The following is a 24,274-nucleotide window of genomic DNA, read 5'->3' on the forward strand; positions in this document are numbered from 1 at the left end:
ACGCCATGAGCTTTAACATCGCCCTCTCCGGTATCCAGGCCATCAACGAGCAGCTGGAAGCCGTTTCGAACAACATCGCCAACTCGAGCACCTACGGTTTCAAGAGCAGCCGCGCCAACTTCTCCGCCATGTACGCGGGCGAGCAGGCGAACGGCGTCTCGGTCGGCTCGCTGACCCAGAACATCGGCACCAACGGCTCGGTCGAATCGACCGGCCGCTCGCTCGACGCCGCCATCGAAGGCCGCGGCTTTTTCGTCAGCCGCGACACGACCGGCGCGATGTCGTACAGCCGCGTCGGCATCTTCGCCGCCGACAAGGACGGTAACCTGGTCGATGCGGCCAACCGCAGGGTGCAGGGCTATGGCCCGAGCGTGGGCACGACGCTCGGCACGATGGGCGACATCAAGATCCCGACCGGCCAGATCGCCGCCAAGGCCTCGACCGAAGTCAATTTCGTCGGCAACCTGTCGGCCGACTGGACGCCGCCGACCACCACGCCCTTCAACGCCAACGACCCGTCGAGCTACAACATGGTCAAGCAATCGGTCCTGTACGATTCGCTCGGCACCCAGCACACCGTGTCGCAGTATTTCGTCAAGTCCGGCAACAACAGCGTCACCGTGCGCTACGGTTTCGATGGCGCGGCGCCGGCTGCGTCGAAAGCGCTGACCTTCAATGCGCAAGGCCAGCTGGACGCAGCATCGACCAACAGCGGCCCGCTGACCCTGACCCCGACCAACGGCGCTGCGGCAATCGGGTTCTCGGTCGACTACACCGGCAGTACCCAGTTCGCCGGCGAAGCGACCAGCACCACCAACAGCACCGACGGCTATGCCTCGGGCAGCTACGTCGGCGTCGAGCTGGCGTCGGACGGTTCGGTGGTGGCGCGCTACAGCAACGAGCAAAAGCAGACCGTCGGCACGATCGCACTGGCCACCTTCGGCAACGAAGGCGCCTTGACCGCCACCAGCGACACCAGCTGGCAGGCGAATGCCGCATCGGGCCTGGCCCTGATGGGCACCCCGGGCACGGGCCTGGCCGGCAAACTCAATACCGGTGCGCTCGAAGGCTCGAACGTCGACATCACCTCGGAACTGGTCGGCCTGATGACGTCGCAGCGCAACTACCAGGCGAACTCGAAGGTCATCACGACCGAGAACCAGATGATGCAAACCTTGATGCAGGCGCTGGGTTAAGGACTGACGGGCCATGGATAAACTGATCTTCACCGCCGTCTCCGGCGCCGAGCATACGCTGCGTGCCCAGCAGGTCCACGCGAACAATCTGGCCAATATGGACACGCCGGGCTTTCGCGCCAACCTCGAGCTGGTGACGACCCAGTCGCTGGGCGGCTATGGCTACGACGATGTGCACATGGCCCGCACCCAGGCCGACACGATTTCGACCAAACCGGGCACCGTGCGCGAGACCGGCCGTCCGCTCGACGTGGCGATCACCGGCAACGGCTACTTCGCGGTCGAATTCGGCGGCGCGGAAGCCTACACCCGGGCCGGCGCGATCGACCTCGACGCCAACGGCGCGCTGTCGGTCAGTGGCCGTCCGCTGCTGGGCGAAGGCGGCCCGATCGTGCTGCCGCCGCATTCGGCAGTCGAGATCGGCACCGACGGCACGATCTCGGTGATGGCCGAAGGCGCGACCACGATGCAGGTGATCGACAAGCTGCGCCTGGTCAATGCCGAAGGTCCGGAGCTGACCAAGAACGAAGCCGGCCTGATCGTCGCCCGCAATGGCGAGGGGCTGCAGGCGGACGCCAACATCACCGTGCGCGGCCGTGCCTTAGAGGGCAGCAATGTGTCGGCTGTCGAAGAGATGGTCGCGACCATGGCCCTGAACCGCAGTTTCGAACTGCAGATGAAGCTGTTCCAGGCCAGTGACAAGATGAATGAAGCGGGTAACCGCCTGCTCGGCGCTTAACTCTGCTTAACTGAGCAGTCGACAACTCAAGGAGAATTTCATGAATCCAGCAATGTGGATCAGCAAGACCGGTGTTCAGGCGCAAGACGCCAAGCTGCAAGCAATCGCCAACAACCTGGCCAACGTCAACACCGTCGGCTTCAAGCGCGACCGCGTCGTGTTCGAAGACCTGCACTACCAGGTCGATGCCCAGCCGGGCGCGCAGAGCGCCGACAACACCGTCTCGAACGGCGTCCAGCTCGGTAACGGTACGCGCCTGGTCGGCACCCAGAAGGTATTTACGAACGGTTCGCTGCAAACGACCAGCCAGCAGCTCGACGTCGCCATCTCCGGCAACGGCTTCCTGCAGGTGCGCCGCCCGAACGGCGACGCCGCGTTCACCCGCGCCGGCCAGCTGCAGCTCGACGCCAACGGTACCCTGGTCAATGCCCAGGGCTTGCCGCTGGTGCCGCAGATCACCGTGCCGAACAACGCCACCGCGATCACCATTGCCGAAAACGGCACCGTCTCGGCCACCGTTCCCGGCCAGGCCGCTCCGACCGAAATCGGCGCGCTGACCCTCGCCGGCTTCGTCAATCCAGCCGGTTTGCTGGCACTGGGCGAGAACCTGTTCTCGGAAACGGCCGCCAGCGGCGCGCCGACCGAAGGTCGTCCGGGCGACGGCGCACTGGGCAAACTCAAGCAAGGCGCGCTCGAAGGTTCGAACGTGCAAGTGGTCGAAGAAATGGTCGACATGATCGCTGCCCAGCGTACGTATGAGATGAATACCAAAGTGTTGTCGGCTGCCGACAATATGCTGCAATACCTCGCGCAGGCGGCCCGATAATGAAATACTCTAGCCTTGCAGCAACAATCCTTTCTGTGTTGCTGGTTGGCTGTGCCTCGCGTGCGCCGATTGCGGCAGCGCCCGACGAAGATTCCGTGCCGGTGTCGCGCACTGTTGGGCGCGGCGTTTCCGGCGGTGTGTTCAGTAGCGACGCGCTGTCGCTGACCTCCGATGCACGCGCTTACCGCGTCGGCGACGTGGTCACTGTGATCCTGCAGGAGACCACCCAGGCGAGCAAGCGTGCCGGTACCAGTTTCAATAAAGGTTCGTCGGTGGGCGTGACGCCCTTGGGCGTACTCGGGAAAACGTTTGGCAAGACCGGCGTCGACCTCTCGGCCGAGCGCAGCTTCTCGGGCGACTCGACCAGTACCCAGCAGAACGCCCTGTCCGGCGCGCTGACCGTGATCGTGCAGGAAGTGCTGCCGAACGGCCTGCTGCGTGTGGCGGGCGAAAAGAACATGACCTTGAACCAGGGCGAAGAATTCGTCCGCCTGAAAGGTTATGTGCGCGCAGCAGACGTGGATGCCGATAACCAGGTGTCGTCGCTGCGTGTGGCCAATGCCCGCATCGCCTATTCGGCGAAAGGTGTACTGGCCGATGCCAATTCGGCAGGCTGGCTGATGCGCTTTTTCACCGGCCCGCTGATGCCGTTTTAACGCTTGACGCTCCTATAGGAACAACATGATTCAATTTCGCAGCACCTCCCTCGTTTCCCGTATCATGTTTGCCGCCGCGCTGAGCCTTGCCGCGGCCGTGCCCGCGCAGGCCGCGCAGGCGCTGCGCAACCTGGTCAGCATCGAGGGCGTGCGCGAAAATCCGCTGGTCGGCTACGGCCTGGTGGTTGGCCTGAACGGTTCCGGCGACTCGACCCAGGTCAAGTTCGCCAGCCAGTCGGTCCTGAACATGCTCAAGCAATTCGGCGTCAAGCTCCCTGAAGGGCAGGACGCCAAGAACAAGAACGTCGCCGCCGTGATGCTCTCGGCCGTCTTCCCGCCGGGCTACCGGCGCGGCCAGGCGATCGACGTCACCGTCTCCTCGCTGGGCGATGCCAAGAGCCTGCGCGGCGGCACCCTCCTGATGACGCAACTGCGCGCGGCCGACAATGAAGTCTATGCGCTGGCCCAGGGCAACCTGGTGGTCGGCGGCCTGTCGGCTTCGGGCAAGAGCGGCTCGTCGGTGACGGTCAATACCCCGACCACCGGCCGCATTCCGAACGGCGCCATGATCGAGCGCGAAATCGCGACCGATTTCGCGACCCGCCCGCAAGTGCTGCTGCGCCTGCGCCACCCGCATTTCGAAACCGCCACCAATGTGGTCGAAGCGATCAACCGCCGCTTCGGCCAGGTTGCCACGACCGCCGACGGCACCAGCGTCGAAGTCGTCGCGCCGAGTAATCCGACCGAGCGCGTCGCCTTTGTGGCCAAGCTCTCGAACCTCTCGGTCGAATCGGGCATCGAAGTGCCGAAGGTCGTGTTCAATTCGCGCACCGGCACCGTGGTCATTGCCGACGGCCTGCGCGTGAAATCGGCTGCCGTGACCCACGGCGCGCTGAAGGTCGTCATTTCGGAAAGCGCGCGGGTCAGCCAGCCCGGCCCGCTCTCGCGCGGCCAGACCGCCGTGACGCCGCAGTCGCAATTGTCGGTCGACCAGGGTTCGGGCCAGATGTTCAAGTGGCCAGGCGGCGCCAGGCTGCAGACGATCATCGACGTCGTCAACAGCCTGGGCGCGTCGCCGGACGACATCATGGCGATCCTGCAGGCGCTCGACCAGGCCGGCGCCATCGAAGGCGAACTGGTGGTGATCTGATGGACCGCACCACGCCCCTCGATCCCCTGCTGCCGCGTCCGGGCATGGCCAAGCTTGACGCCGTAACGCCTGCCGCGCTTGATGCCGCCCACGTTGCCAACGCCACCAAGGCCGCGGTCGAGTTCGAAAGCTTTTTCATCTCGCAGATGCTGAAAGACATGCGTTCGACCACGCGCGAAATGGCCGACGAGGACAGTGTCTTCAAGGACAGAGTCAATCAGGACATGCAGGACATGGCCGACGGCCTCCTCTCGAAGCAAATGGCCGGCCAGCGCGCCTTCGGCGTTGCCGATGCCATCCTGCGCCAACTGCTGCCGGCAAAAATTACTCCCGGAAATACTTAACAATTCCATGTAACTGGTCGCCTGTCTTAGATAGGCCCCCGTTTCTCGAGAAAGACCTCCATGACCATCATGTCCAACGCCCTGTCGGGCGCGCTTGCTTCGCAGCTTGCGCTGTCGGCAACCAGCCAGAACATCGCCAACCTGCAGACCAAAGGCTATACCCGCCAGGCGGCGCTGCTGTCGGCCGTCGGTGCGGACGCCAGCGGCAAGGCCGTCGGCAATGGCGTGCAGGTCAGCTCGCTGCTGCGCTTCTCGGATGGCTACAAAAGCCAGCAGATGTGGCGTGCGGCGGCCGAGACGGGCCAGTATTCGCAGACCCAGCCCTACCTCACCCAGCTCGAGCGCGTGATGGGCGACGACACGGCCAGCCTGTCGGTCGCGGTCGACCAGTTCTTCTCCTCGCTCAACGCGGTCGCCGGCGACAACGCCACCTCGACCCCGCTGCGCCAGCAGGTACTGACCGCTGCCGGCCTGCTGTCCCAGCGCGTCAACAGCCTGAACAATGTCTACAACGCCCAGCAGCAATCGGTGAGCCAGCAGCGCAGCGCGATCGTCGACTCCGCCAATTCGAACATCACCAAGATCGCCGCGCTGAACGCCCGCATCACGCAAGCGAACGCGGTCGGCGCGCCGGCCTCGAGCCTGATCGACGCGCGCGACCTGGCGATCGACGAGCTGGCCGGGCAGATGGCGGTGGAAGTATCGGAGCAGCCGGGTGGCGTGCGCGACATTTCGCTGAAAACCGGCCAGGCGCTGGTGATCGGTAACGTCGCCGGTAAACTGAATGCGGTGGGCGGCGTCGGCGCGCAGAGCTTCACCCTGACCTTCGCCGCGACCACCTTCGGTCTCGATGCCGCCAAACTCGGCGGCCAGCTGGGCGGCTTGAGCACCTACGAACGCGACACGCTGCGCCCGATGCAACAGGGCACGGCCGACATCGCGCGCCAGCTCTCGGAAAAAATCAACACCCAGCTCGGCGTTGGCTACGCGATGGACGGCACCGCCGGCAAGCCGCTGTTCGTCTATACGCCGGGCGCGACCAACATGCTCAACGTCGCGGCCGGCTTCACGCCGACCGACCTGGCTTTCGCGGCCGACGGCAACCAGGGCGACAGCGGCAACCTGCTGAAACTGGTCGGCATCAATGGCCAGACGGTCAACGTCACGGGCCTGGGCAACGTGTTGCTGAGCGACGCAGATACCCAGCTGGTCGGCAAACTCGGCGTGCTCAGCCAGCAGAACCAGGCCGCGCTGGCCACCGCCCAGACCATGCGCACCCACGCGGTCGACGACTGGCTAGCCACCAGCGGCGTCAACCAGGACGAAGAAGCCGTCAATCTCGTCGAATACCAGAATATGTACCAGGCCAACATGAAAGTCATGTCGGTCGCTAACTCCCTGTTCGACGCCACGCTGGCGATGATGGGTTAAGGATCAATCATGCGCATCGCCACCGCCCAGTACCAGTCGAACATGAACCAGTCGCTCCAGCTGAACCAGGAGCGTCTCAGCAAGCTGACCCAGCAGATGGCCAGCGGCAAGCGCATCCAGGTGCCGTCGGACGACCCGGTCGACAGCGTGCGCCTGTCGCGCCTGCAGCGTGAAGAAGCGTCGATCACCCAGTACCGCGACAACATCGGCGCGATCAAGATCCGCTTGTCGAAGAACGAAGGCTATCTTGGCAGCATGGTCAACGACATCGCCGCCGGCCGCGACCAGATCGTCTGGGCGCTCGACGGCGGCAACACGCCGGACGACCTGAAGGCGATGATCAACCCGCTCGAAGCGCTGCGCGACAGCCTGCTCTTCAGCGCGAACACGGTCGACCAGGAAGGCCGCTACGTGTTCGCAGGCACCCGCACCTCGACCGCCCCGATGGCCTACAACGCCAGCGCCGCACCAGGCGCGCGCTACAGTTTCGCCGGCAATACCAACGAACAGCGGGTCGTGGTCGGCAACGGCCTGACCCAGGTCGCCAACGAAAACGTGCTAGGCATGGAGCAGTTGCTGAACCGCCTGGACGCCACCATCGACACGCTCAAGGGCGCCAACCTCGATGTCAACAACCCGGCCACGCGCACCGTGCTGACCGCGAACCTGACCGGCTTCGACGACGCCCTCAACCTGGTCACCGGCAAGATCGCCGTCCTCGGCGGCAAGCAGAACATCCTCGATACGCTCGATGCGAATCATGCCAACGTCAGCCTGTCGAACCAGATGGCGCTGACCGATATCGGCCAGCTCGACATGGGCGTCGCTGCAACCGAACTGAATGGCTATTCGACGGCCCTGCAAGCAACCTACAAGGCGTATAGCCGGATCGGCTCACTGTCCCTGTTCTCCGCACTGTAATCGATGAACACCACGCTGCGCCCTGCCCCTACGTCGCTTCCGGCCACTGTCAACATTAACGCCGGCGCCGCCAAAGGCGCGCCGGCGCTCGTTCGTTCCCAGCCCCAAGCGCCGCAAGAGGCTGATGTCGGCGTTCGCCAGTCCGTACGGCCGACGCCACACATCGCGCCACGCCGCAGCCAGGGAAACTGGGATACGCGCCTGCAGGGCGATGTCGCCAGCGCCCAGCAGGCGCGCGACTACCTCAACCGCGTCGCCACCCAGCTCGAATCGGTGAAAGCCGCGCTGTCGGCGAAGCTCGCCGGCATGAAGAGCGGCGCACGCGACCTGGAGGCGCGCGCACGCCAGCTTGGCGCCACGATCGCCTCCCGCAGTACCCAGGCCGGCGGCTCGGTCGATGCGCAGTTTGCCTTCTCCGACGGCGTCCCGGCGCAGCAGCGTTTCCGCATCACGGGCCTGGACACCGGCATGCTGCAGGCGGCCGCGCCCCTGAAACTGTCGTTCTCGGTCGGCGGCGCCGGCGGGCCGCAACTGGCCGCCGCGCTGGAGCCGGAGATGACGTCCGTGCAGATCGCCGCGCGCCTGGACCGCACCCTGGCGCCGGTCGACGTGCGCGCCGGGCTCGATGGCCAGGGCCGCATCGAATTTCAGACGGCCGAGGCCAACTGGCCGCTGGTGCGCGACAGCATCGCCATCTCGGGCCGCGGCCGCGTCGCCACCGAGACCGTGGCGCCCGACGTGCACCTTGCCGACCTCGGCACCGGCAACGCCGACGCGCTGCGCCAGAACCTGCGCGAAGTCGTGCAGGCGCTCGAGCGCGTGCGCCGCTCGCAGGATGCGGCCAGCGCCGCCCTGAATGCGGCCACCCTGCGCGCCGCGCAGTCGGAACTGAGTGCGGAGGAACTGGCCATGACGGCGCAGGATTTCGCCTCGACCGCGGCGAGCCACGATTACGAGTCGCTGCTGGCGATCACGTCGGCGCTGGTCGGCGTGAGCCGCGAGCGGGTGCTGGCCCTGCTGGGGATGCGCTAGCCGTCTACGGCTGTCCCCACCGGCACCGGCCGCTCTCCAATCTGCTGGCGCCACATCGCGTAGTACAAGCCGCGCGTCTCGAGCAGCTGCGCATGCGTGCCGCTCTCGACGACCAATCCCTTCTCCAGCACGAAAATCGTATCGGCATGCATCACGGTCGAGAGCCGGTGCGCGATCAAGATCGTCATCTGCGCCGCCCGTCTTGAAATCTCGCGCACGGTATTCGTGATCTGCTCCTCGGTGATCGAATCGAGCGCGGACGTCGCCTCATCGAAGATCAGGAGCGCCGGCTGGCGCACCAGTGCACGCGCGATCGACAGCCGCTGCTTCTCGCCACCCGACAGCTTCATGCCGCGCTCGCCGATCACGGTATCGAGGCCCTCGGGCGAACGCTCGAGCAGGTAAGCGCAGGAGGCCTGGCGCATCGCCGCGACGATGTCCTCGTCGGTCGCGTCGGTCTTCACGAAGCGGATGTTGTCGCGAATCGACCCTGCGAACAGATAGGTCTCCTGCGTGACGAAACCGATCTGCCTGCGCACCCGGTTGTAGCGCAGGTCGGTCGTGCGCACCCCGTTGTACGAGACCTCCCCCGCGTTCGGGGTGTAGAGTCCCACCAGCAGCTTGACCAGCGTCGACTTGCCCGAGCCGGACGGCCCGACGAACGCGATCGTCTGTCCCAGGTTTGCTGAGAACGAGACGCCGCCCAGCGCATCCTCGCCCGCGCCCTTGTGGCGAAAGCGCACGTCGCTGAAACGCAACTCGGTGAGTGGTCCGATCTCGACCGGATCCGGCGGGCGCCGCTCGACCGGCTTGTCCATCAGCGTCTTGAAGTTCAGCAGCGACGCCTCGGCTTCGCGGTGCGCCAGGATGATGTTGCCGAGCTCTTGCAGCGGCGCGAAGATCGAGACCGAAATGAACTGCATCGCGATCAGTTCTCCCGTGGTGAGTACGTCGCGAAAGATCAGCCACAAGAGCGCAAACAGGATCGCCAGCTTCAACAGGCTCAGCGTCGACCCCTGCAAAAACGAGAGCAGCCGGATCCGTTTTACTTTTTCCATCTCCAGCGCAAAGATGGCATCGGTCTGGCTGCGCAGGCGGCGGATCTCGGGAAAGGTCAATCCCAGGCTCTTGATCAGCTCGATGTTGCGCAGCGATTCGGTGATGAAACCGGAGTTGCGGTTGGTCTCGCGCACGATCGAGCGCTGCTGGGTCTTGATCTCGCGCGAGAGCAGTCCAGTGAGCCCGCCCAGCACCACGACCCCGACCAGGAACACCGGCACCAGCAACCAGTGCTTGGTCACCGCATACCAGGTGAGGAAAGTCACGCCGACCAGCGCGGCGAAGGCCGTGTTGATGAAGGTATTGATCAACCGTTCGCTGTCGGCGCGCACTTTTTGCAGCAGGGACAGCATCTCGCCGCTGCGCAGATCCTCGAACTCCTGGAATTTCAGGCGCAGCAGATGCCGCAGGCCGTCGTTGAAGATCGCCACGCCCAGCTTTTGCACGACCAGGCGCGTTATATATTCCTGGAAGGCCTTGGCCAGGCGCGACAGCACGGCCACCAGGACCGCGATCCCGAGCAGGCGCATCACGCGCGGCATGAGTTCGGCGTCCGGCAGGCGTGGGCCGTTGACGAGGTCGATGATGGTGCCGAAGATGATCGGGTCGACCAGGGCCAGAACCTGGGCGATGGCGGCGAAGAGCAAGGCCAGCAGTCCCAGTCGCCAGTGGGGTTTCAGGTAAGTCCAGAGAATGCGCATGCAACGATCTTAACAAGCGGGTCCGGAACGCTGCGCACAGATGAGCTCTGGCGCCGCGCGATGCCTTAATGAAAAAACCGCTGCCCCGCATTTGCATGCGGTGACAGCGGTTTCTGACAACGCCGGGTACACCGGACGTTGTTGACTTCTTTTTAATTACGCGTCGCGGTTTGCCTTCTTGCGCTCATGCTCTTTCAGGTAACGCTTGCGCAGGCGGATCGACTTCGGCGTGATCTCGACCAGTTCGTCGTCCTCGATGAACTCGACAGCGTACTCGAGCGACATCTGGATCGGCGGCACCAGGCGCACGGCTTCGTCGGTACCCGACGAACGCACGTTGGTCAGCTGCTTGCCCTTGATCGGGTTGACGACCAGGTCGTTGTCGCGCGAGTGGATGCCGATGACCATGCCTTCGTACACCGGATCGTTGTGCGACACGAACATGCGGCCGCGGTCCTGCAGCTTCCAGATCGCGTAGGCAACGGCAGCGCCGTCATCCTGCGAGATCAGCACGCCGTTACGGCGGCCGGCCATTTCACCGCGGGTGTTGTCGACTGGCGCGTATTCGTGGAACACGTGGCTCATCAGGCCGGTACCGCGGGTCAGGGTCATGAATTCGCCCTGGAAGCCGATCAGGCCACGCGCAGGGATCAGATACTCGAGACGCACGCGGCCCTTGCCATCCGATTCCATGTTCTGCAGGTCGCCACGACGGCGGCCCAGCTCTTCCATGACGCCGCCCTGGTTGACTTCTTCGACGTCGACCGACAGGTTCTCGAACGGCTCCTGGCGCACGCCGTCGACCATCTTGAAGACGACACGTGGACGCGACACCGCGAGCTCGAAGCCCTCACGACGCATGTTTTCCAGCAAAATCGTCAGGTGCAGCTCGCCGCGGCCCGACACTTCGAACACCGTGTCGTCGTCGGTCGGCGCCACGCGCAGTGCGACGTTGGCCTTCAGTTCGCGGTCCAGGCGCTCGCGCAGCTGGCGGCTGGTGACGAACTTGCCTTCGCGGCCGGCCAGTGGCGAGTTGTTGACCATGAAGTTCATGGTCAGGGTCGGCTCGTCGACGGTCAGCATCGGCAGCGCTTCCGGGGTGTCCGGTGCGCACAGGGTCGAGCCGATACCGATTTCGTCGATACCGTTGATCAGGCAGATGTCGCCGGCGACGGCTTCGTCGACCAGCACGCGCTCGAGGCCCTTGAAGTTCAGCACCTGGTTGATGCGGCCCTTGATCGGGGTCGAATCAGGACCGTTCATGATGATGACGTCCTGGCCGGTCTTGATGGTACCGCGGTTGACACGGCCGATGCCGATCTTGCCCACGTACGACGAGTAGTCGAGCGAGGTGATTTGCATCTGCAGCGGGCCTTCCGGATTGTCGTCGCGGACCGGCACGTGCTGCAGGATGGCGTCGAACAGTGGCTTCATGTCGCCGCTGCGGACGTCTTCGGTCAGGCCGGCGTAGCCGTTCAGGCCCGAAGCGTAGACGATCGGGAAGTCGAGCTGGTCATCGGTGGCGCCGAGCTTGTCGAACAGTTCGAAAGTCTGGTTGATGGCCCACTCGGCGCGCGCGCCTGGACGGTCGACCTTGTTGACGACGACGATAGGCTTCAGGCCCAGGGCCAGCGCCTTGCGGGTCACGAAGCGCGTCTGCGGCATCGGACCTTCTTGCGCATCGACCAGCAGCAGCACCGAGTCAACCATCGACAGCACGCGCTCGACCTCGCCGCCGAAGTCGGCGTGGCCTGGGGTGTCGACGATGTTGATGTGCGTGCCTTCGTACTCAACCGCGCAGTTTTTCGACAGAATCGTAATGCCGCGTTCTTTTTCGAGGTCGTTCGAGTCCATCACGCGAGTTTCGACGGCCTGGTTCTCGCGGAAGGTACCGGACTGGCGCAGCAGCATGTCCACGAGTGTGGTTTTGCCGTGGTCGACGTGGGCGATGATTGCAATATTACGAATTGCGCGTTTGGTATTTGACATGTAGTTTCAGCGTGATGTGCGTGATGGTACGGATGTGTGCGATGCTGCCAATTTCGGAGACCGCGTAGTATAGCACGGAGATGCGCGCTTTCCTCAAAAAGGCCCGCAATTTCAACGGCTTGCTGGGTTCCAGGGCTTTCTGGACCCAGTTTTTCGCTGTTTCTCCACGAATTCTTGTAGACGTTTGCAGCAGGACCTTGCGTGGGTGGGTCTGTTCAATCAGGTCGCCGCGATCAGCCGTTCCGGCGCCAGCACCGCATATTCCTGCACATTCGCCGTTCCCAGCAGCTTGCCGGCTGCGTACACGCGCACCCTTCCCTGCTCGGGCGGCACAGTCACTTCCGGCTCCTTGCCCAGCGCCAGGCGCTGGCCGTTCAGGAAGCGCCTGGCCAGTTCCGGCGTCAGCTCGACCGACGGGAAGGTCGCCAGCAGCGCGTCGACCGGCGCCAGCAGCGACAGCGGGTCGGCATGCGCCTGCAAGTCTTCCAGCGTGATCATCGTCTCCGCCGTCAGGGCGCCGACCTGGATCCGGCGCAGCGCGTTCAGGTGGGCGCCACACCCAAGTGCCGCGCCGATGTCCTCGCCCAACACGCGCACATACGTGCCCTTGCTGCAAGTAACGCGGATTTTCAGCATCGGCGCGTCGTAACTGACCAGCTCGAGGCAATGGATCGTCACCGGGCGCGCTTCGCGCTCGAGGGTGATGCCCTCGCGCGCGTATTCATAGTAGGCCTTGCCGTCGCGCTTGAGGGCCGAGTACATCGGCGGCACTTGCAGGATCGGGCCGCGAAAACGCCCCAGCGCCGCGTCGATCTGTTCGAGCGTCACGTCCACGGGAAGCGTTTCGATGGCCTCACCTTCGGTGTCGCCGGTGGTCGTCGTGATGCCCAGATGCACCGTCGCATCGTAGCTCTTGTCCGCTTCCAGCAAGTCTTGCGAGAATTTGGTCGCTTCGCCGAAGCACAGCGGCAGCAAGCCCGTGGCGAACGGGTCGAGCGTGCCGGTGTGGCCCGCCTTTTTCGCGTTCATCACGCGCTTGGCGCGGATCAGGGCGTCGTTCGAGGACAGGCCGACCGGCTTGTCGAGCAGGAGCACGCCGTCGACCAGGTCACGCGGCTTTTTTGGCAAACGTGCGCTCACTTGGCGTCGTCGTCCGCTGCCGGTTCAGCCGGCGCGGCAGGGTCGCTGCCGTCGTCGAAGTCGGCGGCGCGCACGGCGTTCGCCTGGTCGATCAGGGCCGACATCTCGATGCCGCGCGAAGTCGAGGTGTCGTGCACGAAGTGCAGTGCCGGCAGCGTGTGGATGTGCAGGCGCTTGCCGAGCATGTTGCGCAGGTAGCCGGAGGCTTTGTTCAGGCCATCGAGGGTCTGCTTGATTTCTTCCTTGCTGTCTTTAAGCAGGGTGAAATAGATCTTCGCGTGGGCGTAGTCGGGCGTGAGCTGCACTTCGGTGAGCGTGATCATGCCGACGCGCGGGTCCTTCAGCTCGTAGGCGACCAGTTCCGACAGGTCTTTCTGGATCTGGTCGGCGACGCGCAAGCCGCGCTGGGGGATGGTTTTGCTGTGTTTGGCCATGGTAATTACTGTATGTTTTTCTGACGATGGTACATCGATTGGGTGGCGCGAGGCGTACGGGCGTGTGGGGCGGCGCGCAGGGGCAGCGGCAAAAAAAACGCCATCGGCTGGGCGTGAGCCCGGCGGATGGCGCTTGTCGATCGCGCTGAAATTACAGCGTACGAGCCACTTCGGTCACTTCGAACACTTCCAGGACGTCGCCAACCTGGATTTCGTTGTTGTTCTTCAGCGACAGGCCGCACTCGAGGCCGGCGCGCACTTCTTTCGCATCGTCCTTGAAACGCTTGAGCGAGTCGATCTCGCCAGTCCAGAGGACGATGTTGTTGCGCAGCAGGCGAACCGAGGAGCTGCGGCGAACCACGCCATCGGTGACCAGACAGCCGGCAATCGCGCCGACTTTCGAGACCAGGATGACCTGGCGAATCTCGACCTGGCCGGTGATGGTCTCGCGCTTCTCCGGTGCCAGCATGCCCGACAGTGCGGTGCGGATTTCGTCGATCGCATCGTAAATGATGCTGTAGTAACGAATGTCCACGCCGTTGGCTTCGGCCAGCTTGCGGCCCTGGGCGTCGGCACGGGCGTTGAAGCCGATGATGACTGCCTTCGATGCCACTGCCAGGTTGACGTCCGACTCGGTGATGCCACCGACGGCGGCGTGCACGACCTGCACACGCACTTCCGACGTCGACAACTTCTGGAGCGAACTGACCAGTGCTTCCTGCGAACCCTGCACGTCGGTCTTGATGATCAGCGGCAGGTTCTTCACCTCGCCCTCGGCCATCTGCTCGAACATGTTTTCCAGCTTCGCTGCCTGCTGCTTGGCCAGCTTCACGTCGCGGAACTTACCTTGACGGAACAGACCGATTTCACGCGCCTTGCGCTCGTCGGCCATGACCATGACTTCTTCACCGGCAACCGGCACTTCGGTCAGGCCCTGGATCTCGACCGGGAAGGACGGACCAGCGGTGGCAACCGACTTGCCGTTTTCGTCCAGCATTGCACGGACACGACCATAAGCGGAACCTGCCAGCACCACGTCGCCGCGGCGCAGGGTACCCGACTGCACCAGGATCGTCGCGACCGGGCCACGGCCCTTGTCCAGACGGGCTTCGACCACCAGACCGCGGGCCGGAGCTTCGATCGGCGCCGTCAGTTCCAGTACCTCGGCCTGCAGCAGCACTTGCTCGAGCAGATCGTCGATACCGGTACCGATTTTGGCGGACACCGGCACGAATGGCGACTCGCCACCGTATTCTTCCGGCACCACGCCTTCAGCGACCAGTTCCTGCGTGACGCGGTCGAGGTTGGCGCCCGGCTTGTCGATCTTGTTGATCGCAACAACCAGTGGCACGCCGGCAGCTTTTGCGTGAGCAATTGCTTCCTTCGTTTGCGGCATCACGCCGTCGTCGGCAGCGACCACCAGGATGACGATGTCGGTCGCCTTGGCGCCACGGGCACGCATCGCGGTGAACGCTTCGTGGCCCGGGGTATCCAGGAAGGTGATCATGCCGCGTGGAGTATCCACGTGGTATGCACCGATGTGCTGGGTAATGCCGCCGGCTTCGCCCGCAGCAACCTTGGCGCGGCGGATGTAATCGAGCAGCGAGGTTTTACCGTGGTCGACGTGACCCATGACGGTCACGACCGGTGCACGCGAGGTCGACTCGAACTCGGCGTGCTCGCCCTGGTCGGCCAGCAGCGCTTCCGGATCGTCCTCGGCGGCAGCGAAGGCTTTATGGCCCATCTCTTCCACCAGGATCATCGCGGTTTCCTGGTCCAGCACCTGGTTAATGGTGCACATCTGGCCCAGCTTCATCAGTTGCTTGATGACTTCCGATGCCTTCACCGACATCTTGTGGGCGAGTTCGGCCACGGTGATCGTTTCAGGGACGTGGACGTCCTTGACGATCGCCTCGGTCGGCGCCTGGAAGTTGGTTTCGCGGTCGTCATGCGAAGAACGACGGCCACCACTACGGCCACCACTACGCCAGCCGTCACGGCCGCTCGGCGCGCTAGGGGCACCACGGCCCTTCGCACCACTCGGTGCGCCACGCTTCTTGGCGTCGTCCGACCAGGTCGAGGACACGTTCGCCGACTTGATCGACTTCTTGTCGGCCGGCTTCTTGTCGCCCGGCTTGGCAGTCGCATCGGTCGGCTTCTTGTCGGCAGGCTTGTGCAGCGTGCCGGCAGGTGCGGCCGGCTTGACCACGACCGGTGGCGGCACCGGCTCAGGCGCCTTGATGACACGGCGCGGCTGCGCCATCATCAGCTTGATCTGGGCCACTTCGTCGGCCACGGCCTTGCGTGCCTTCTCGGTGGCGGCAGCGCGCTCGGCAGCTTCCTTGGCGGCTTCTTCCGACTTGCGCTTGGCGTCGTCGGCGGCAGCCTGCTTCGCTTGTTCGCCGGCAGCCGAGTTGGCGGCTGCGGTAGCGGCTGCGTTGCGCTTGGCTTGTTCGGCGGCGTCGCGCTTGGCCTGGTCTTCGGCGGCCTTGGCTTGCTCGGCGCGCTCGGACTCGAGCTTGGCGAGGCGTTCCTGCTTTTCACGCAGGTCCGCTTCCTGGCGAGCAACGAGCTCGACATGACGGCGCGACTCTTCCTCGCGGCGGGCGATTTCAGCTTCGTCGATCACAGGGGCAGCCGCTTGGGCAGGTGCGGCCGGCGCTGGAATGACGTCGTCGCGCTGGACGAAGGTGCGCTTCTTGCGCACTTCGACCTGGATCGTGCGTGACTTGCCGGAAGCGTCCGCCTGCTTGATCTCGCTCGTTTCCTTGCGGGTGACCGTGATTTTTTTCTTCTCAGTCCCTTCGCCGGCGCCGTGGGTACGGCGCAGGTGATTCAGCAGCTTGTCCTTATCATCCTTTGACAAGGGATCTGACGTCGAGCTTTTCTCGACGCCGGCAGAACGCAGCTGCGTCAGCAGCAAATCTGCAGGCATCTTCAGTTCGGTGGCAAATTGGGCTACGTTGTTACTCGCCATTCAGTCCTCTTTTCTATGTGTCGCGGAGATGATAAAGATTTGCAAATTATGCCTTGGCCGTTTCTGCCATGCTCCAGGCTTTCGCCTGCAGCGCTTTGGCGCGGTCATCATATTTACTGTCGACCAGCTTCATCTCATCGTCGGTCACATCATTAAATTCGTTCTTGATCAGTTCACGGGCGCGCTCCGACGGCAGGGCCAGAATGGCACCGAATTCGTCGTACGCGAGTCCTGCAAATGCTTCCACCGTCTTGATGCCGGCCAGGCCAAGCTTGCCGGCAGTCGTACGGTCCATACTTTCCAGATTGACCAGTTGCTCGTCCATGCCTTCCAGGCCCTCTTCCGAAGCGATTGCTTCGGTCACGAGCGCATCCCGGGCACGGGTACGCAGTTCGCTGACGGTTTCTTCGTCGAACGATTCGATTTCCAGCATTTCCGAAATCGGTACGTACGCAATTTCTTCCAGGCTCGAGAAACCTTCATCGACGAGGATATCGGCCACTTCCTGGTCAACGTCCAACTTTTCCATGAACAGCGACCGAATCGACGCTGTTTCCACGGCCACCTTGTTGGCCGATTCCTCGGCCGTCATGATGTTGATTTTCCAGCCGGTCAGTTCCGAGGCCAGGCGCACGTTCTGGCCGGAGCGGCCGATCGCGATGGCCAGGTTCTCTTCGTCGACCACGACGTCCATTGCGTGCTTTTCTTCGTCAACCATGATCGACGACACGTTCGCCGGCGCCAGGGCGCCGATGACGAACTGGGCCGGATCATCCGACCACAGCACGATGTCGACGCGCTCGCCGCCCAGTTCACCGGTGACGGCCTGGACGCGCGAACCGCGCATGCCGACACAGGTACCGATCGGGTCGATGCGCTTGTCCGAAGTAAAGACCGCGATCTTGGCGCGCACGCCGGCGTCACGGGCAGCCGACTTAATGTCCAGCAGGCCCTGCTCGATTTCCGGCACTTCCAGCTCGAACAGCTTCATGATGAATTCCGGCGCGGTACGCGACAGGATCACCTGCGGGCCGCGCATGTTGCGGTCCACGCGAAGGATATAAGCACGGACGCGGTCGCCGATGCGCAGATTCTCTTTCGGGATCATCTGGTCGCGCGGCAGGCGCGCTTCGATCTTGCCTGATTCCACGATCGCATCGCCGCGTTCCATGCGCTTGATGGTGCCGGTGACCAGCGCGTCGCCGCGCTCGAGGAAGTCTTGCAGGATCTGCTCGCGCTCGGCATCACGTACGCGCTGCAGGACGACTTGCTTGGTGTCCTGGGCGAAGCGGCGGCCGAAGTCGACCGATTCCACCGGCTCTTCAATGTATTCGTCGACTTCGATGTCGGCAATTTGTTCTTTTGCTTCGAAGTGCAGGATTTCCTGGTCCGGCAGTTGCATGCCGGCTTCATCGGGTACCACGTGCCAGCGGCGGAAAGTCTCGAACTCGCCGGTGTCGCGATCGATGTTCACGCGAATGTCGACCTCGCCTTCATAGCGCTTTTTGGTGGCCTGGGCCAGGGCAAACTCGAGCGCCCCGAACACCACTTCCTTATCGACATTCTTTTCGCGCGCAAGCGCATCAACCAATAACAAAATTTCGCGACTCATGCTTTGCGACTCCTAAAATCCACCTGCGGCACCAAACGTGCCTTGTCCAATTCGGCCAGCGTAAATTCCAACAACGCCAGCCCATCTTTACCTTCAAATTCCAGACCGATCTTGTCGCCTTCCGGCGCCACCAGGATGCCCGTGAAGGTCTTCCGGTTCGCGGCGCCCGGCATGGCGACATGCAGCTTCACCGTGCATTCGTGGCCGGCGAAGCGTTCGAAATCGGCCAGGGTGCGCACCGGGCGATCAAGCCCGGGCGACGAAATCTCGAGACGTTCGTAATCGACGTTCTCCACCGTCAGCACGTGCGACAACTGGCGACTCACCATTGCGCAATCCTCGACGGAAATCAGGCCCTTCTCTTCCGCGACGGCAGCCGGGAAATCGATAAACACGCGCAGCACCCCGCGCTCGCCGCGCTCAACATCAACGAGGTCATAGCCGAGGCCACCGACTGTCTTGGCGATCAAATCAAACTGCTGCACGGTACTTCTCCAAGGGCTTCAAAGCGTTTTACCAAAAAAAAAATGGGCATCTGCCCATCTTTTTGTATTTACAACCCAACCAGATGAAAGCACTTGCACCAAATTAATACTGGGAAAGGACTTCGTTTAGGCTGCAGATTATAACGTATTCGAGGGCACGCTGCAATCGACATACCATTTTATGAGCAAGCGAACAACGCCTGCGCACGATATTAAAGCTGAAACGGGTCGTGTCAGGAACACAAGGACCTGCGATGGCGATGTCAGCTGCTAACTGCCGCGTAAGCTTGGCCGAACCCGGCCACCCCATTTGGTGGCAAGGCGCCGCAATGCAAGCGGTGTACCGCGCGGGCTCGGTTCCGATATCGGCCCGGCCCACCCGACAACACCTTAACCGCGACGGCCGCGGCGCGGGAGGCCCGGCTCGGCGCCGCGCGAACCTTGGCCACCGCGACGTGTGCCACCGGCATTGCCAAAGCCGAACGTGGTCTGCAGCGGATCGGGCTGGCGTGGACGACCGCCGGCACCACCGCCGCCGCCACCACCGCCACCACCGGTCGGACGACCGGATGCACCGCCGCCGAAGCCGCCGGCATTCGCGCCGCGGCCCTTGCCGCCACCGGCACCGGCCGGGCCACGGCCCGCAGGCGCGGCGCCGCCACGCGGCGGCGCGCCGACGCGCCCCACCGCCGGGCCGTACGGATCGACATTGCGGTTCGCATCGACACGGTCGATGCGGTTACCGTCGGAACGGCGCGGATCGCCCTGCGGGCCGCCCTTGCCGCCCTTGCCCTTGTCGGCGCCGCCCGCGGCACCCTTCTTCTCGATGCCGAACGCGGACATGAAGCTGCGCACGTCGTTTTCTTCCATCTCTTCCCAGCGGCCGCGCTTCAGGCCCGACGGCAGGGTCATTGCGCCGTAGCGGGTACGGATCAGGCGCGAGACGGTCAGACCGACGGCCTCGAACATGCGGCGCACTTCGCGGTTGCGGCCTTCGCCGATCACCACGCGGTACCACTTGTTGATGCCTTCGCCGCCGCCATCGGCAATCTTGGTGAAGCTCGCCACGCCATCGTCGAGCTCGACGCCGGCCAGCAGCTTCTGGCGCATGCCTTCTTCCAGTTCGCCCAGCGTACGCACGGCGTATTCGCGGTCGATGTTGTAACGCGGGTGCATCAGGCGGTTCGCCAGGTCACCCGAGGTCGTGAACAGCAGCAGGCCTTCGGTGTTGAAGTCGAGGCGGCCCACGGCCAGCCACTTGCCGGTCTTCATGGTCGGCAGGCGGTCGAACACCGACGGACGGCCTTCCGGATCGTCGTGACTGACGATTTCGCCGGCCGGCTTGTGATACACCAGCACGCGCGGCGGCTTGCTGCTCGTGACGCGGCGCTGGATGAGTTTACCGTTGATGCGCACGGCGTCAGTCGGCAGGATGCGCTGGCCGATGTGGGCCGGCTCGCCGTTCACCGACACGCGGCCGGCAACGATCAGGTCTTCCATGTCGCGGCGCGAACCGAGACCGGCTTCGGCCAGCACCTTGTGCAGCTTCGGCGCGTCGTCGTCGGCGGTCAGGTCGCGGCGCACGGCCTTCGGCGCCTGGCCACGGCCGCCTTCGTTGGCGTCGAACGCGTCCGAGGTGACGAACGAGAACACGGCGTCGGCGTCGCTTGGCTTGGCGCCAGGCTTACCCTTGGCGTTCGGCTTGCCGGCCTGGCCGCGGCCGCCTGGCTGAGCGCCCGGCTGCGCGTTGCGTGGAGCAGCATTTGGCGCTCCTTTGGCGTTCTTGCCCTTACCTTTACCCTGGCGCGGCTCGCGGCGCGCTTCACCGCCCTGCTCGGCTGCGGCCTGCGGCGCGTCCTCAAGCTGCGCTTCAGGGGCTGCCTCGACTGCCGGCGCCGGAACCGGGCGGAGTGCTTCGCGCACTGCGCGCTGTTCGCGCATCTGGCGCGGACCGCGCGGCTTGCGCTGACCCTGCTCCTGGCGTGGTGCGTCAGCGGCGGCCATATTGTCGGCGGCCGGGGCTGGCGTCGTCGCCGCTACCGGCTGCGGCCCGGTGTCCATCGACTGGGCAGGTGCTTCGGCCGGCTTGGCCCTGGCCCCGCGCGGCTTGCGCACGGAAACGCGCGCCGGTGCAATGTCGGCCGCTGGCGCAGCGGCTTCTGCGCTCGCGGGCGCGGCGCTGTCGGCAGCAACAGCGGCCTTGGTACGGCGCTTCGGCTTCTCGGCAGGTACGGCAGCCGTCGGTGCGGCAGCCGGCGCTGCGGTGTCTGCCGCCGCTGCAGCAGCCTTGGTGCGACGCTTCGGTTTTGCCGCGTCGTCCTTGCCCGCTTCGGCAGGCATGGTATCGGTGTCAGTTGGATTCATCGTTCGTTTCGTTGTTGTTGACCCTGTCCACGCCGTAGGCCGGTTGCGGGTCGTGTATCGGGACTTCAACGGGTGAAGTAACTTGTTCGTCGTCGACGTTCGCCTGCGCGTCCGTCTTGTTAAAATTCTGTTGCAGCGCCGCTTCCAGCGCTTCCAGGCTGCACCCATCCTGGGCGTCGGCAATACTATCTAGCGCAGGCAATTGCCCGAGCGATGCCAGGCCGAGGTCGTCGAGGAATTGCTTCGTCGTGCCCAGCAAGGCCGGCCGGCCTACCACTTCGCGGTGGCCGACGACGTCGATCCAGCCACGGTCTTCCAGCATCTTGATCGTCTGCGAGTTCACCGCGACGCCGCGGATTTCCTCGATGTCGCCGCGCGTGACCGGCTGGCGGTAGGCGATGATCGCCAAGGTCTCGAGCGTGGCCCGCGAGTACTTCGGCGGCTTTTCCGGCGTAATACGGTCGAGATAGGGCTTCATCTCGGGACGGCTCTGGAAGCGCCAGCCCGATGCCAGGCTGACGATCTCGATGCCGCGGTCTTTCCAGTCGTGGCGCAGTTCCTCGAGCAGCAGCTTGATGGTATCGAGCCCGACACCGATGCCGAGCACCCGCCCACCCGCGTCGACATCGGCAAACAGTTTCTTCATGCCGTGCAGCGACATCGGCTCGCGCGCGCACAGCAAGGCGGTCTCGAGGACCCGCTTGGCCTCATCAGTCTTCATGCTCGATGTCAGGCTCACGCCAGGAAACGATCAAATAAATAAGCGTCCAGCGCTCGGCGGCTGGCCGGAATCGGCGCAGCGCAGGCCATATCGCCAACGCGGTTCGCAGTACTGCTCGTTGAAACAGGAATCAATGGCCCGCGCTTGGACGCGGCGGGCGGAATAACGGTGGCGGGACAGGACCCTGCCACAAGGGCTGTCCGCGTGCCAGGCGGGCGGCCTACAGATGATTATTCAGCGAAACGCGGACCTGGCATGCGGCTCTGGGGTAAGCGCGCCATGACAAGATCGACATCGTTTCTTTCAACTGCGATTCATTGTAACCGATAAAACCTTGGTGGGGCCACTTGCGCAAGGGGTGCGCGCCCGCTTTGGCTTCAAGCCGACAGTTTTTCCGCCAAAACAGCGGACACGCCAAGGAAAGCCGGATATTCGGCCGTGATCACGTAGGTGGGCACCTGGGCCAGGTAGGAAGCGAAGCGGCCCTTCTGTTCGAAGCGGCTGCGGAAGCAGGAACTGGCGAAACGCTCGCCCAGGCGCGGCACGATGCCGCCGCCAATATACACGCCGCCCTGGGCGCCGAGCGTCACGGCGAGATTGCCGGCAGCGCAGCCGAGCATGCCGCAGAAGACATCGATCACCTGCTCCGACAAAGCGCACTCTCCCGTCAGCGCGCGGCGCGAGATTTCCGGTGCGCTCAAGCTTTCCATCGGCTGGCCCCCGATATGTGCCAGCGCCCGGTAGATCAGTCCGACGCCGGCGCCCGACAGGAAGCGTTCGGCCGAGACGTGTTCGAATTCGCGCCATGCGTATTGCAGCACTGCGACTTCGAGTTCATTCGCGGGCGAAAAGCCGACGTGACCGCCTTCGCTGTTGAGCGCGATCCAGCTGCTTCCGGTCGGGATCAGGCCGGACACACCGAGCCCCGTACCGGCGCCGAGCAGGCCGAGCGGCGCCCCGGCACGCGCCATGCCGCCGCCGACCTGCACCTTGTCGGCGTCGGGCAGGTGCGGCAGCGAACGCGCCAGCGCGTAGAAATCGTTCACCACCAACAACGTGTCCAGACCGACTTCACGGCGCACCGCCTCGATCGAGAATTGCCAATGGTGGTTCGTCATGCGGATCTGGTCGCCATCGACCGGATTCGCAATCGCCACCGCGGCATGGCTTACCTGGCCTGCTGCCACCGCGGCAGGCGACGCCAGGTAAGCGCGCATGGCGTCGGCAAACGTCGCATGGTCGCCGCAAGCGAGCACTTGCACCGCCTCGAACTGTCCCGGGGCCAGTTCCAGCGCGAAGCGCGCATTGGTGCCGCCGACATCGGCCAGCAGGCGTGGGCTATCGAAGGGGCTGGCGCTGGAAGCGAGGTGAGCAGGCAGAGAAGCAGTCATTGCGGGACATAAGGCTGGTGATGTCCAAGCTTACTGGATTTCTTTGCTGACTTACAAGTATATTTTGTAGTTTAGGTACAAGGACGCCTACCCGACGCGCATATTAGCAAGGCTCTAAAGTAGTACGACTACGTCAGCGACTGGGCGACTCAGCATGCGGCCGGCTGAGCGGGAGCAGCTTGCGCATGGTGCGTCTGCCAGGCATCGAGCCCGCCATGCAGGGGCCGGGCCCGGTGAAAACCGTTGGCCAGGAACTGCGTGGCTACCTGCGCCGCCGAGACGTCGTTCGGGCAGCTGCAATACACGACGATGTGCCGGTCCTTGTCGAGGCTGGCCATCAGTTGCCCCGGTTCGCAGTCCTTGTACAGCAGCGCCCCCGGGATGGCCGACTCGAGCCCCTGGGCGGTGAGGCTGCGCGCATCGATGATGAGCGGATCGTGCCCGCTGTCGATGAGCGCCCTCAGTTCGGCGATCGCGATACGGGGCACGGCGAGCGTGGCCCGGTGGCGGCGCCGCTCCACATACTTGTAGGCGACGAACAGCGCCAGCAGGCCGCCCAGCACCATCAGCGCGGCACTGCCCATGGTTTCCAGGGTCACCAATACGCGGTCGACGCTGTCGTGGAAGATGGCGCCCACCGCGATGCCGGTGCCGCCCCACAGCAGCGCGCCGGTGCTCGCGAAACCGAGGAAGGTGCGCGTACTGGTGCCGAGCGCACCGGACATCGGCGCGGCAATGGTATTGAAGCCGGGAATGAATTTCGAGACCAGCAGCGACTTCGGACCGAAACGGCGGAACCGGTCTTCGGTCTGGTTGACACAGGAATCGGGTGACAGGGAAATACGGCACAGCAGGCGCAGCACGCCCTTGCCATAGCAACGTCCGGCGCTGAACCAGAAGTAGTCGCAGATCAGGCAAGCCAGCAGCACCGCAGCCAGGCACAACTGCCAACTGGCACCGCCCTCCATCGCCATCGCACCGGCCAGCACCAGGATCGGAAAAGCGGGAATCGGCAGGCCGAACTGCTCCAGCAAGACGGTGCCGAAGAGGAAGAAGACACCGTGGTTCTGGATCAGGAGGGTGAGCTGGGACATCCGTTCATGGTA

20 protein-coding genes are annotated in these 24,274 nt (G+C 64.1%); 9 read left to right on the plus strand and 11 right to left on the minus strand.

What is annotated here, in order from left to right; all coding sequences use genetic code 11:
• Positions 1-5: 5 nt before the first annotated feature.
• From ACHAC9_RS08300 to ACHAC9_RS08340, 9 genes are all read left to right on the plus strand, one after another.
• Positions 6-1,196 (plus strand): flagellar hook protein FlgE, encoded by a 1,191-nt coding sequence (locus tag ACHAC9_RS08300; RefSeq protein WP_435758993.1) that lies wholly within the window; start codon positions 6-8, stop codon positions 1,194-1,196.
• A 13-nt stretch (positions 1,197-1,209) separates the two neighbouring features.
• Complete coding sequence (locus ACHAC9_RS08305) at positions 1,210-1,935, plus strand: flagellar basal body rod protein FlgF (RefSeq protein ID WP_435758995.1); 726 nt, start codon at positions 1,210-1,212, stop codon at positions 1,933-1,935.
• A 40-nt stretch (positions 1,936-1,975) separates the two neighbouring features.
• The gene (gene flgG / locus ACHAC9_RS08310; RefSeq protein WP_435758997.1) at positions 1,976-2,761 is read left to right on the plus strand and encodes a flagellar basal-body rod protein FlgG; all 786 of its coding nucleotides are present in this window, start codon (positions 1,976-1,978) and stop codon (positions 2,759-2,761) included.
• Positions 2,761-3,417 (plus strand): flagellar basal body L-ring protein FlgH, encoded by a 657-nt coding sequence (flgH, locus tag ACHAC9_RS08315; protein ID WP_435758999.1) that lies wholly within the window; start codon positions 2,761-2,763, stop codon positions 3,415-3,417. Before flgG ends, flgH begins: the two co-directional genes overlap by 1 nt.
• Positions 3,418-3,481: 64 nt before the next feature.
• Positions 3,482-4,567, plus strand: a complete 1,086-nt coding sequence (locus ACHAC9_RS08320) for a flagellar basal body P-ring protein FlgI (protein ID WP_435759465.1) — start codon at positions 3,482-3,484, stop codon at positions 4,565-4,567.
• Positions 4,567-4,911, plus strand: a complete 345-nt coding sequence (locus ACHAC9_RS08325; RefSeq protein WP_435759001.1) for a rod-binding protein — start codon at positions 4,567-4,569, stop codon at positions 4,909-4,911. Before ACHAC9_RS08320 ends, ACHAC9_RS08325 begins: the two co-directional genes overlap by 1 nt.
• Positions 4,912-4,971: 60 nt before the next feature.
• The gene (gene flgK / locus ACHAC9_RS08330; protein ID WP_435759003.1) at positions 4,972-6,342 is read left to right on the plus strand and encodes a flagellar hook-associated protein FlgK; all 1,371 of its coding nucleotides are present in this window, start codon (positions 4,972-4,974) and stop codon (positions 6,340-6,342) included.
• A 9-nt stretch (positions 6,343-6,351) separates the two neighbouring features.
• The gene (gene flgL / locus ACHAC9_RS08335) at positions 6,352-7,263 is read left to right on the plus strand and encodes a flagellar hook-associated protein FlgL (protein ID WP_435759005.1); all 912 of its coding nucleotides are present in this window, start codon (positions 6,352-6,354) and stop codon (positions 7,261-7,263) included.
• A gap of 3 nt (positions 7,264-7,266) precedes the next feature.
• Complete coding sequence (locus ACHAC9_RS08340) at positions 7,267-8,295, plus strand: hypothetical protein (RefSeq protein ID WP_435759007.1); 1,029 nt, start codon at positions 7,267-7,269, stop codon at positions 8,293-8,295.
• Here ACHAC9_RS08340 and ACHAC9_RS08345 read toward each other — a convergent pair.
• From ACHAC9_RS08345 to ACHAC9_RS08395, 11 genes are all read right to left on the minus strand, one after another.
• The gene (locus ACHAC9_RS08345) at positions 8,292-10,055 is read right to left on the minus strand and encodes an ABC transporter ATP-binding protein (protein WP_435759009.1); all 1,764 of its coding nucleotides are present in this window, start codon (positions 10,053-10,055) and stop codon (positions 8,292-8,294) included. The two genes, ACHAC9_RS08340 and ACHAC9_RS08345, sit on opposite strands and share 4 nt — an antisense overlap.
• A gap of 156 nt (positions 10,056-10,211) precedes the next feature.
• Positions 10,212-12,044 carry a translational GTPase TypA gene (gene typA, locus ACHAC9_RS08350; RefSeq protein WP_435759011.1) on the minus strand — a complete coding sequence of 611 codons (1,833 nt, stop codon included), beginning with the start codon at positions 12,042-12,044 and terminating at the stop codon, positions 10,212-10,214.
• A 219-nt stretch (positions 12,045-12,263) separates the two neighbouring features.
• Complete coding sequence (gene truB / locus ACHAC9_RS08355; RefSeq protein ID WP_435759013.1) at positions 12,264-13,184, minus strand: tRNA pseudouridine(55) synthase TruB; 921 nt, start codon at positions 13,182-13,184, stop codon at positions 12,264-12,266.
• Positions 13,181-13,618 (minus strand): 30S ribosome-binding factor RbfA, encoded by a 438-nt coding sequence (gene rbfA, locus ACHAC9_RS08360; protein WP_435759015.1) that lies wholly within the window; start codon positions 13,616-13,618, stop codon positions 13,181-13,183. Before rbfA ends, truB begins: the two co-directional genes overlap by 4 nt.
• A 151-nt stretch (positions 13,619-13,769) precedes the next feature.
• A complete protein-coding gene (gene infB, locus ACHAC9_RS08365) occupies positions 13,770-16,595 on the minus strand; it encodes a translation initiation factor IF-2 (RefSeq protein ID WP_435759017.1) in 2,826 nt (941 codons plus the stop codon).
• A gap of 46 nt (positions 16,596-16,641) precedes the next feature.
• A complete protein-coding gene (nusA, locus tag ACHAC9_RS08370; protein ID WP_435759019.1) occupies positions 16,642-18,207 on the minus strand; it encodes a transcription termination factor NusA in 1,566 nt (521 codons plus the stop codon).
• Entirely contained in the window at positions 18,204-18,692 is a 489-nt protein-coding gene (gene rimP, locus ACHAC9_RS08375; RefSeq protein ID WP_435759021.1) for a ribosome maturation factor RimP, read from the minus strand. The genes nusA and rimP overlap by 4 nt, the downstream gene beginning before the upstream one ends.
• A 390-nt stretch (positions 18,693-19,082) precedes the next feature.
• A complete protein-coding gene (rluB, locus tag ACHAC9_RS08380) occupies positions 19,083-21,056 on the minus strand; it encodes a 23S rRNA pseudouridine(2605) synthase RluB (protein WP_435759023.1) in 1,974 nt (657 codons plus the stop codon).
• Positions 21,043-21,777, minus strand: a complete 735-nt coding sequence (scpB, locus tag ACHAC9_RS08385; RefSeq protein WP_435759025.1) for an SMC-Scp complex subunit ScpB — start codon at positions 21,775-21,777, stop codon at positions 21,043-21,045. The genes rluB and scpB overlap by 14 nt, the downstream gene beginning before the upstream one ends.
• Positions 21,778-22,154: 377 nt before the next feature.
• Positions 22,155-23,168: a glucokinase gene (locus tag ACHAC9_RS08390; protein ID WP_435759027.1), complete on the minus strand. Its 1,014-nt coding sequence runs from the start codon at positions 23,166-23,168 to the stop codon at positions 22,155-22,157.
• A 149-nt stretch (positions 23,169-23,317) separates the two neighbouring features.
• On the minus strand, positions 23,318-24,262 hold the full coding sequence (locus ACHAC9_RS08395; protein WP_435759029.1) for a DedA family protein/thiosulfate sulfurtransferase GlpE: 945 nt from the start codon (positions 24,260-24,262) through the stop codon (positions 23,318-23,320).
• Between the last annotated feature and the right edge of the window lie 12 nt (positions 24,263-24,274).

The organism is Massilia sp. CMS3.1, assembly GCF_051262535.1.
In the GTDB taxonomy this organism is placed as follows: domain Bacteria; phylum Pseudomonadota; class Gammaproteobacteria; order Burkholderiales; family Burkholderiaceae_D; genus Telluria.

Coding starts and splice junctions, on each gene's coding strand:
- flgH (WP_435758999.1), top strand. CDS start 2,761: ATGAAATACTCTAGCCTTGCAGCAACAATCCTTTCTGTGTTGCTGGTT.
- nusA (WP_435759019.1), bottom strand. CDS start 18,207: ATGAGTCGCGAAATTTTGTTATTGGTTGATGCGCTTGCGCGCGAAAAG.
- typA (WP_435759011.1), bottom strand. CDS start 12,044: ATGTCAAATACCAAACGCGCAATTCGTAATATTGCAATCATCGCCCAC.
- ACHAC9_RS08345 (WP_435759009.1), bottom strand. CDS start 10,055: ATGCGCATTCTCTGGACTTACCTGAAACCCCACTGGCGACTGGGACTG.
- ACHAC9_RS08340 (WP_435759007.1), top strand. CDS start 7,267: ATGAACACCACGCTGCGCCCTGCCCCTACGTCGCTTCCGGCCACTGTC.
- ACHAC9_RS08325 (WP_435759001.1), top strand. CDS start 4,567: ATGGACCGCACCACGCCCCTCGATCCCCTGCTGCCGCGTCCGGGCATG.
- rbfA (WP_435759015.1), bottom strand. CDS start 13,618: ATGGCCAAACACAGCAAAACCATCCCCCAGCGCGGCTTGCGCGTCGCC.
- ACHAC9_RS08390 (WP_435759027.1), bottom strand. CDS start 23,168: ATGACTGCTTCTCTGCCTGCTCACCTCGCTTCCAGCGCCAGCCCCTTC.
- ACHAC9_RS08305 (WP_435758995.1), top strand. CDS start 1,210: ATGGATAAACTGATCTTCACCGCCGTCTCCGGCGCCGAGCATACGCTG.
- infB (WP_435759017.1), bottom strand. CDS start 16,595: ATGGCGAGTAACAACGTAGCCCAATTTGCCACCGAACTGAAGATGCCT.
- flgL (WP_435759005.1), top strand. CDS start 6,352: ATGCGCATCGCCACCGCCCAGTACCAGTCGAACATGAACCAGTCGCTC.
- ACHAC9_RS08300 (WP_435758993.1), top strand. CDS start 6: ATGAGCTTTAACATCGCCCTCTCCGGTATCCAGGCCATCAACGAGCAG.
- ACHAC9_RS08395 (WP_435759029.1), bottom strand. CDS start 24,262: ATGTCCCAGCTCACCCTCCTGATCCAGAACCACGGTGTCTTCTTCCTC.
- flgK (WP_435759003.1), top strand. CDS start 4,972: ATGACCATCATGTCCAACGCCCTGTCGGGCGCGCTTGCTTCGCAGCTT.
- rluB (WP_435759023.1), bottom strand. CDS start 21,056: ATGAATCCAACTGACACCGATACCATGCCTGCCGAAGCGGGCAAGGAC.
- ACHAC9_RS08320 (WP_435759465.1), top strand. CDS start 3,482: ATGTTTGCCGCCGCGCTGAGCCTTGCCGCGGCCGTGCCCGCGCAGGCC.
- scpB (WP_435759025.1), bottom strand. CDS start 21,777: ATGAAGACTGATGAGGCCAAGCGGGTCCTCGAGACCGCCTTGCTGTGC.
- flgG (WP_435758997.1), top strand. CDS start 1,976: ATGAATCCAGCAATGTGGATCAGCAAGACCGGTGTTCAGGCGCAAGAC.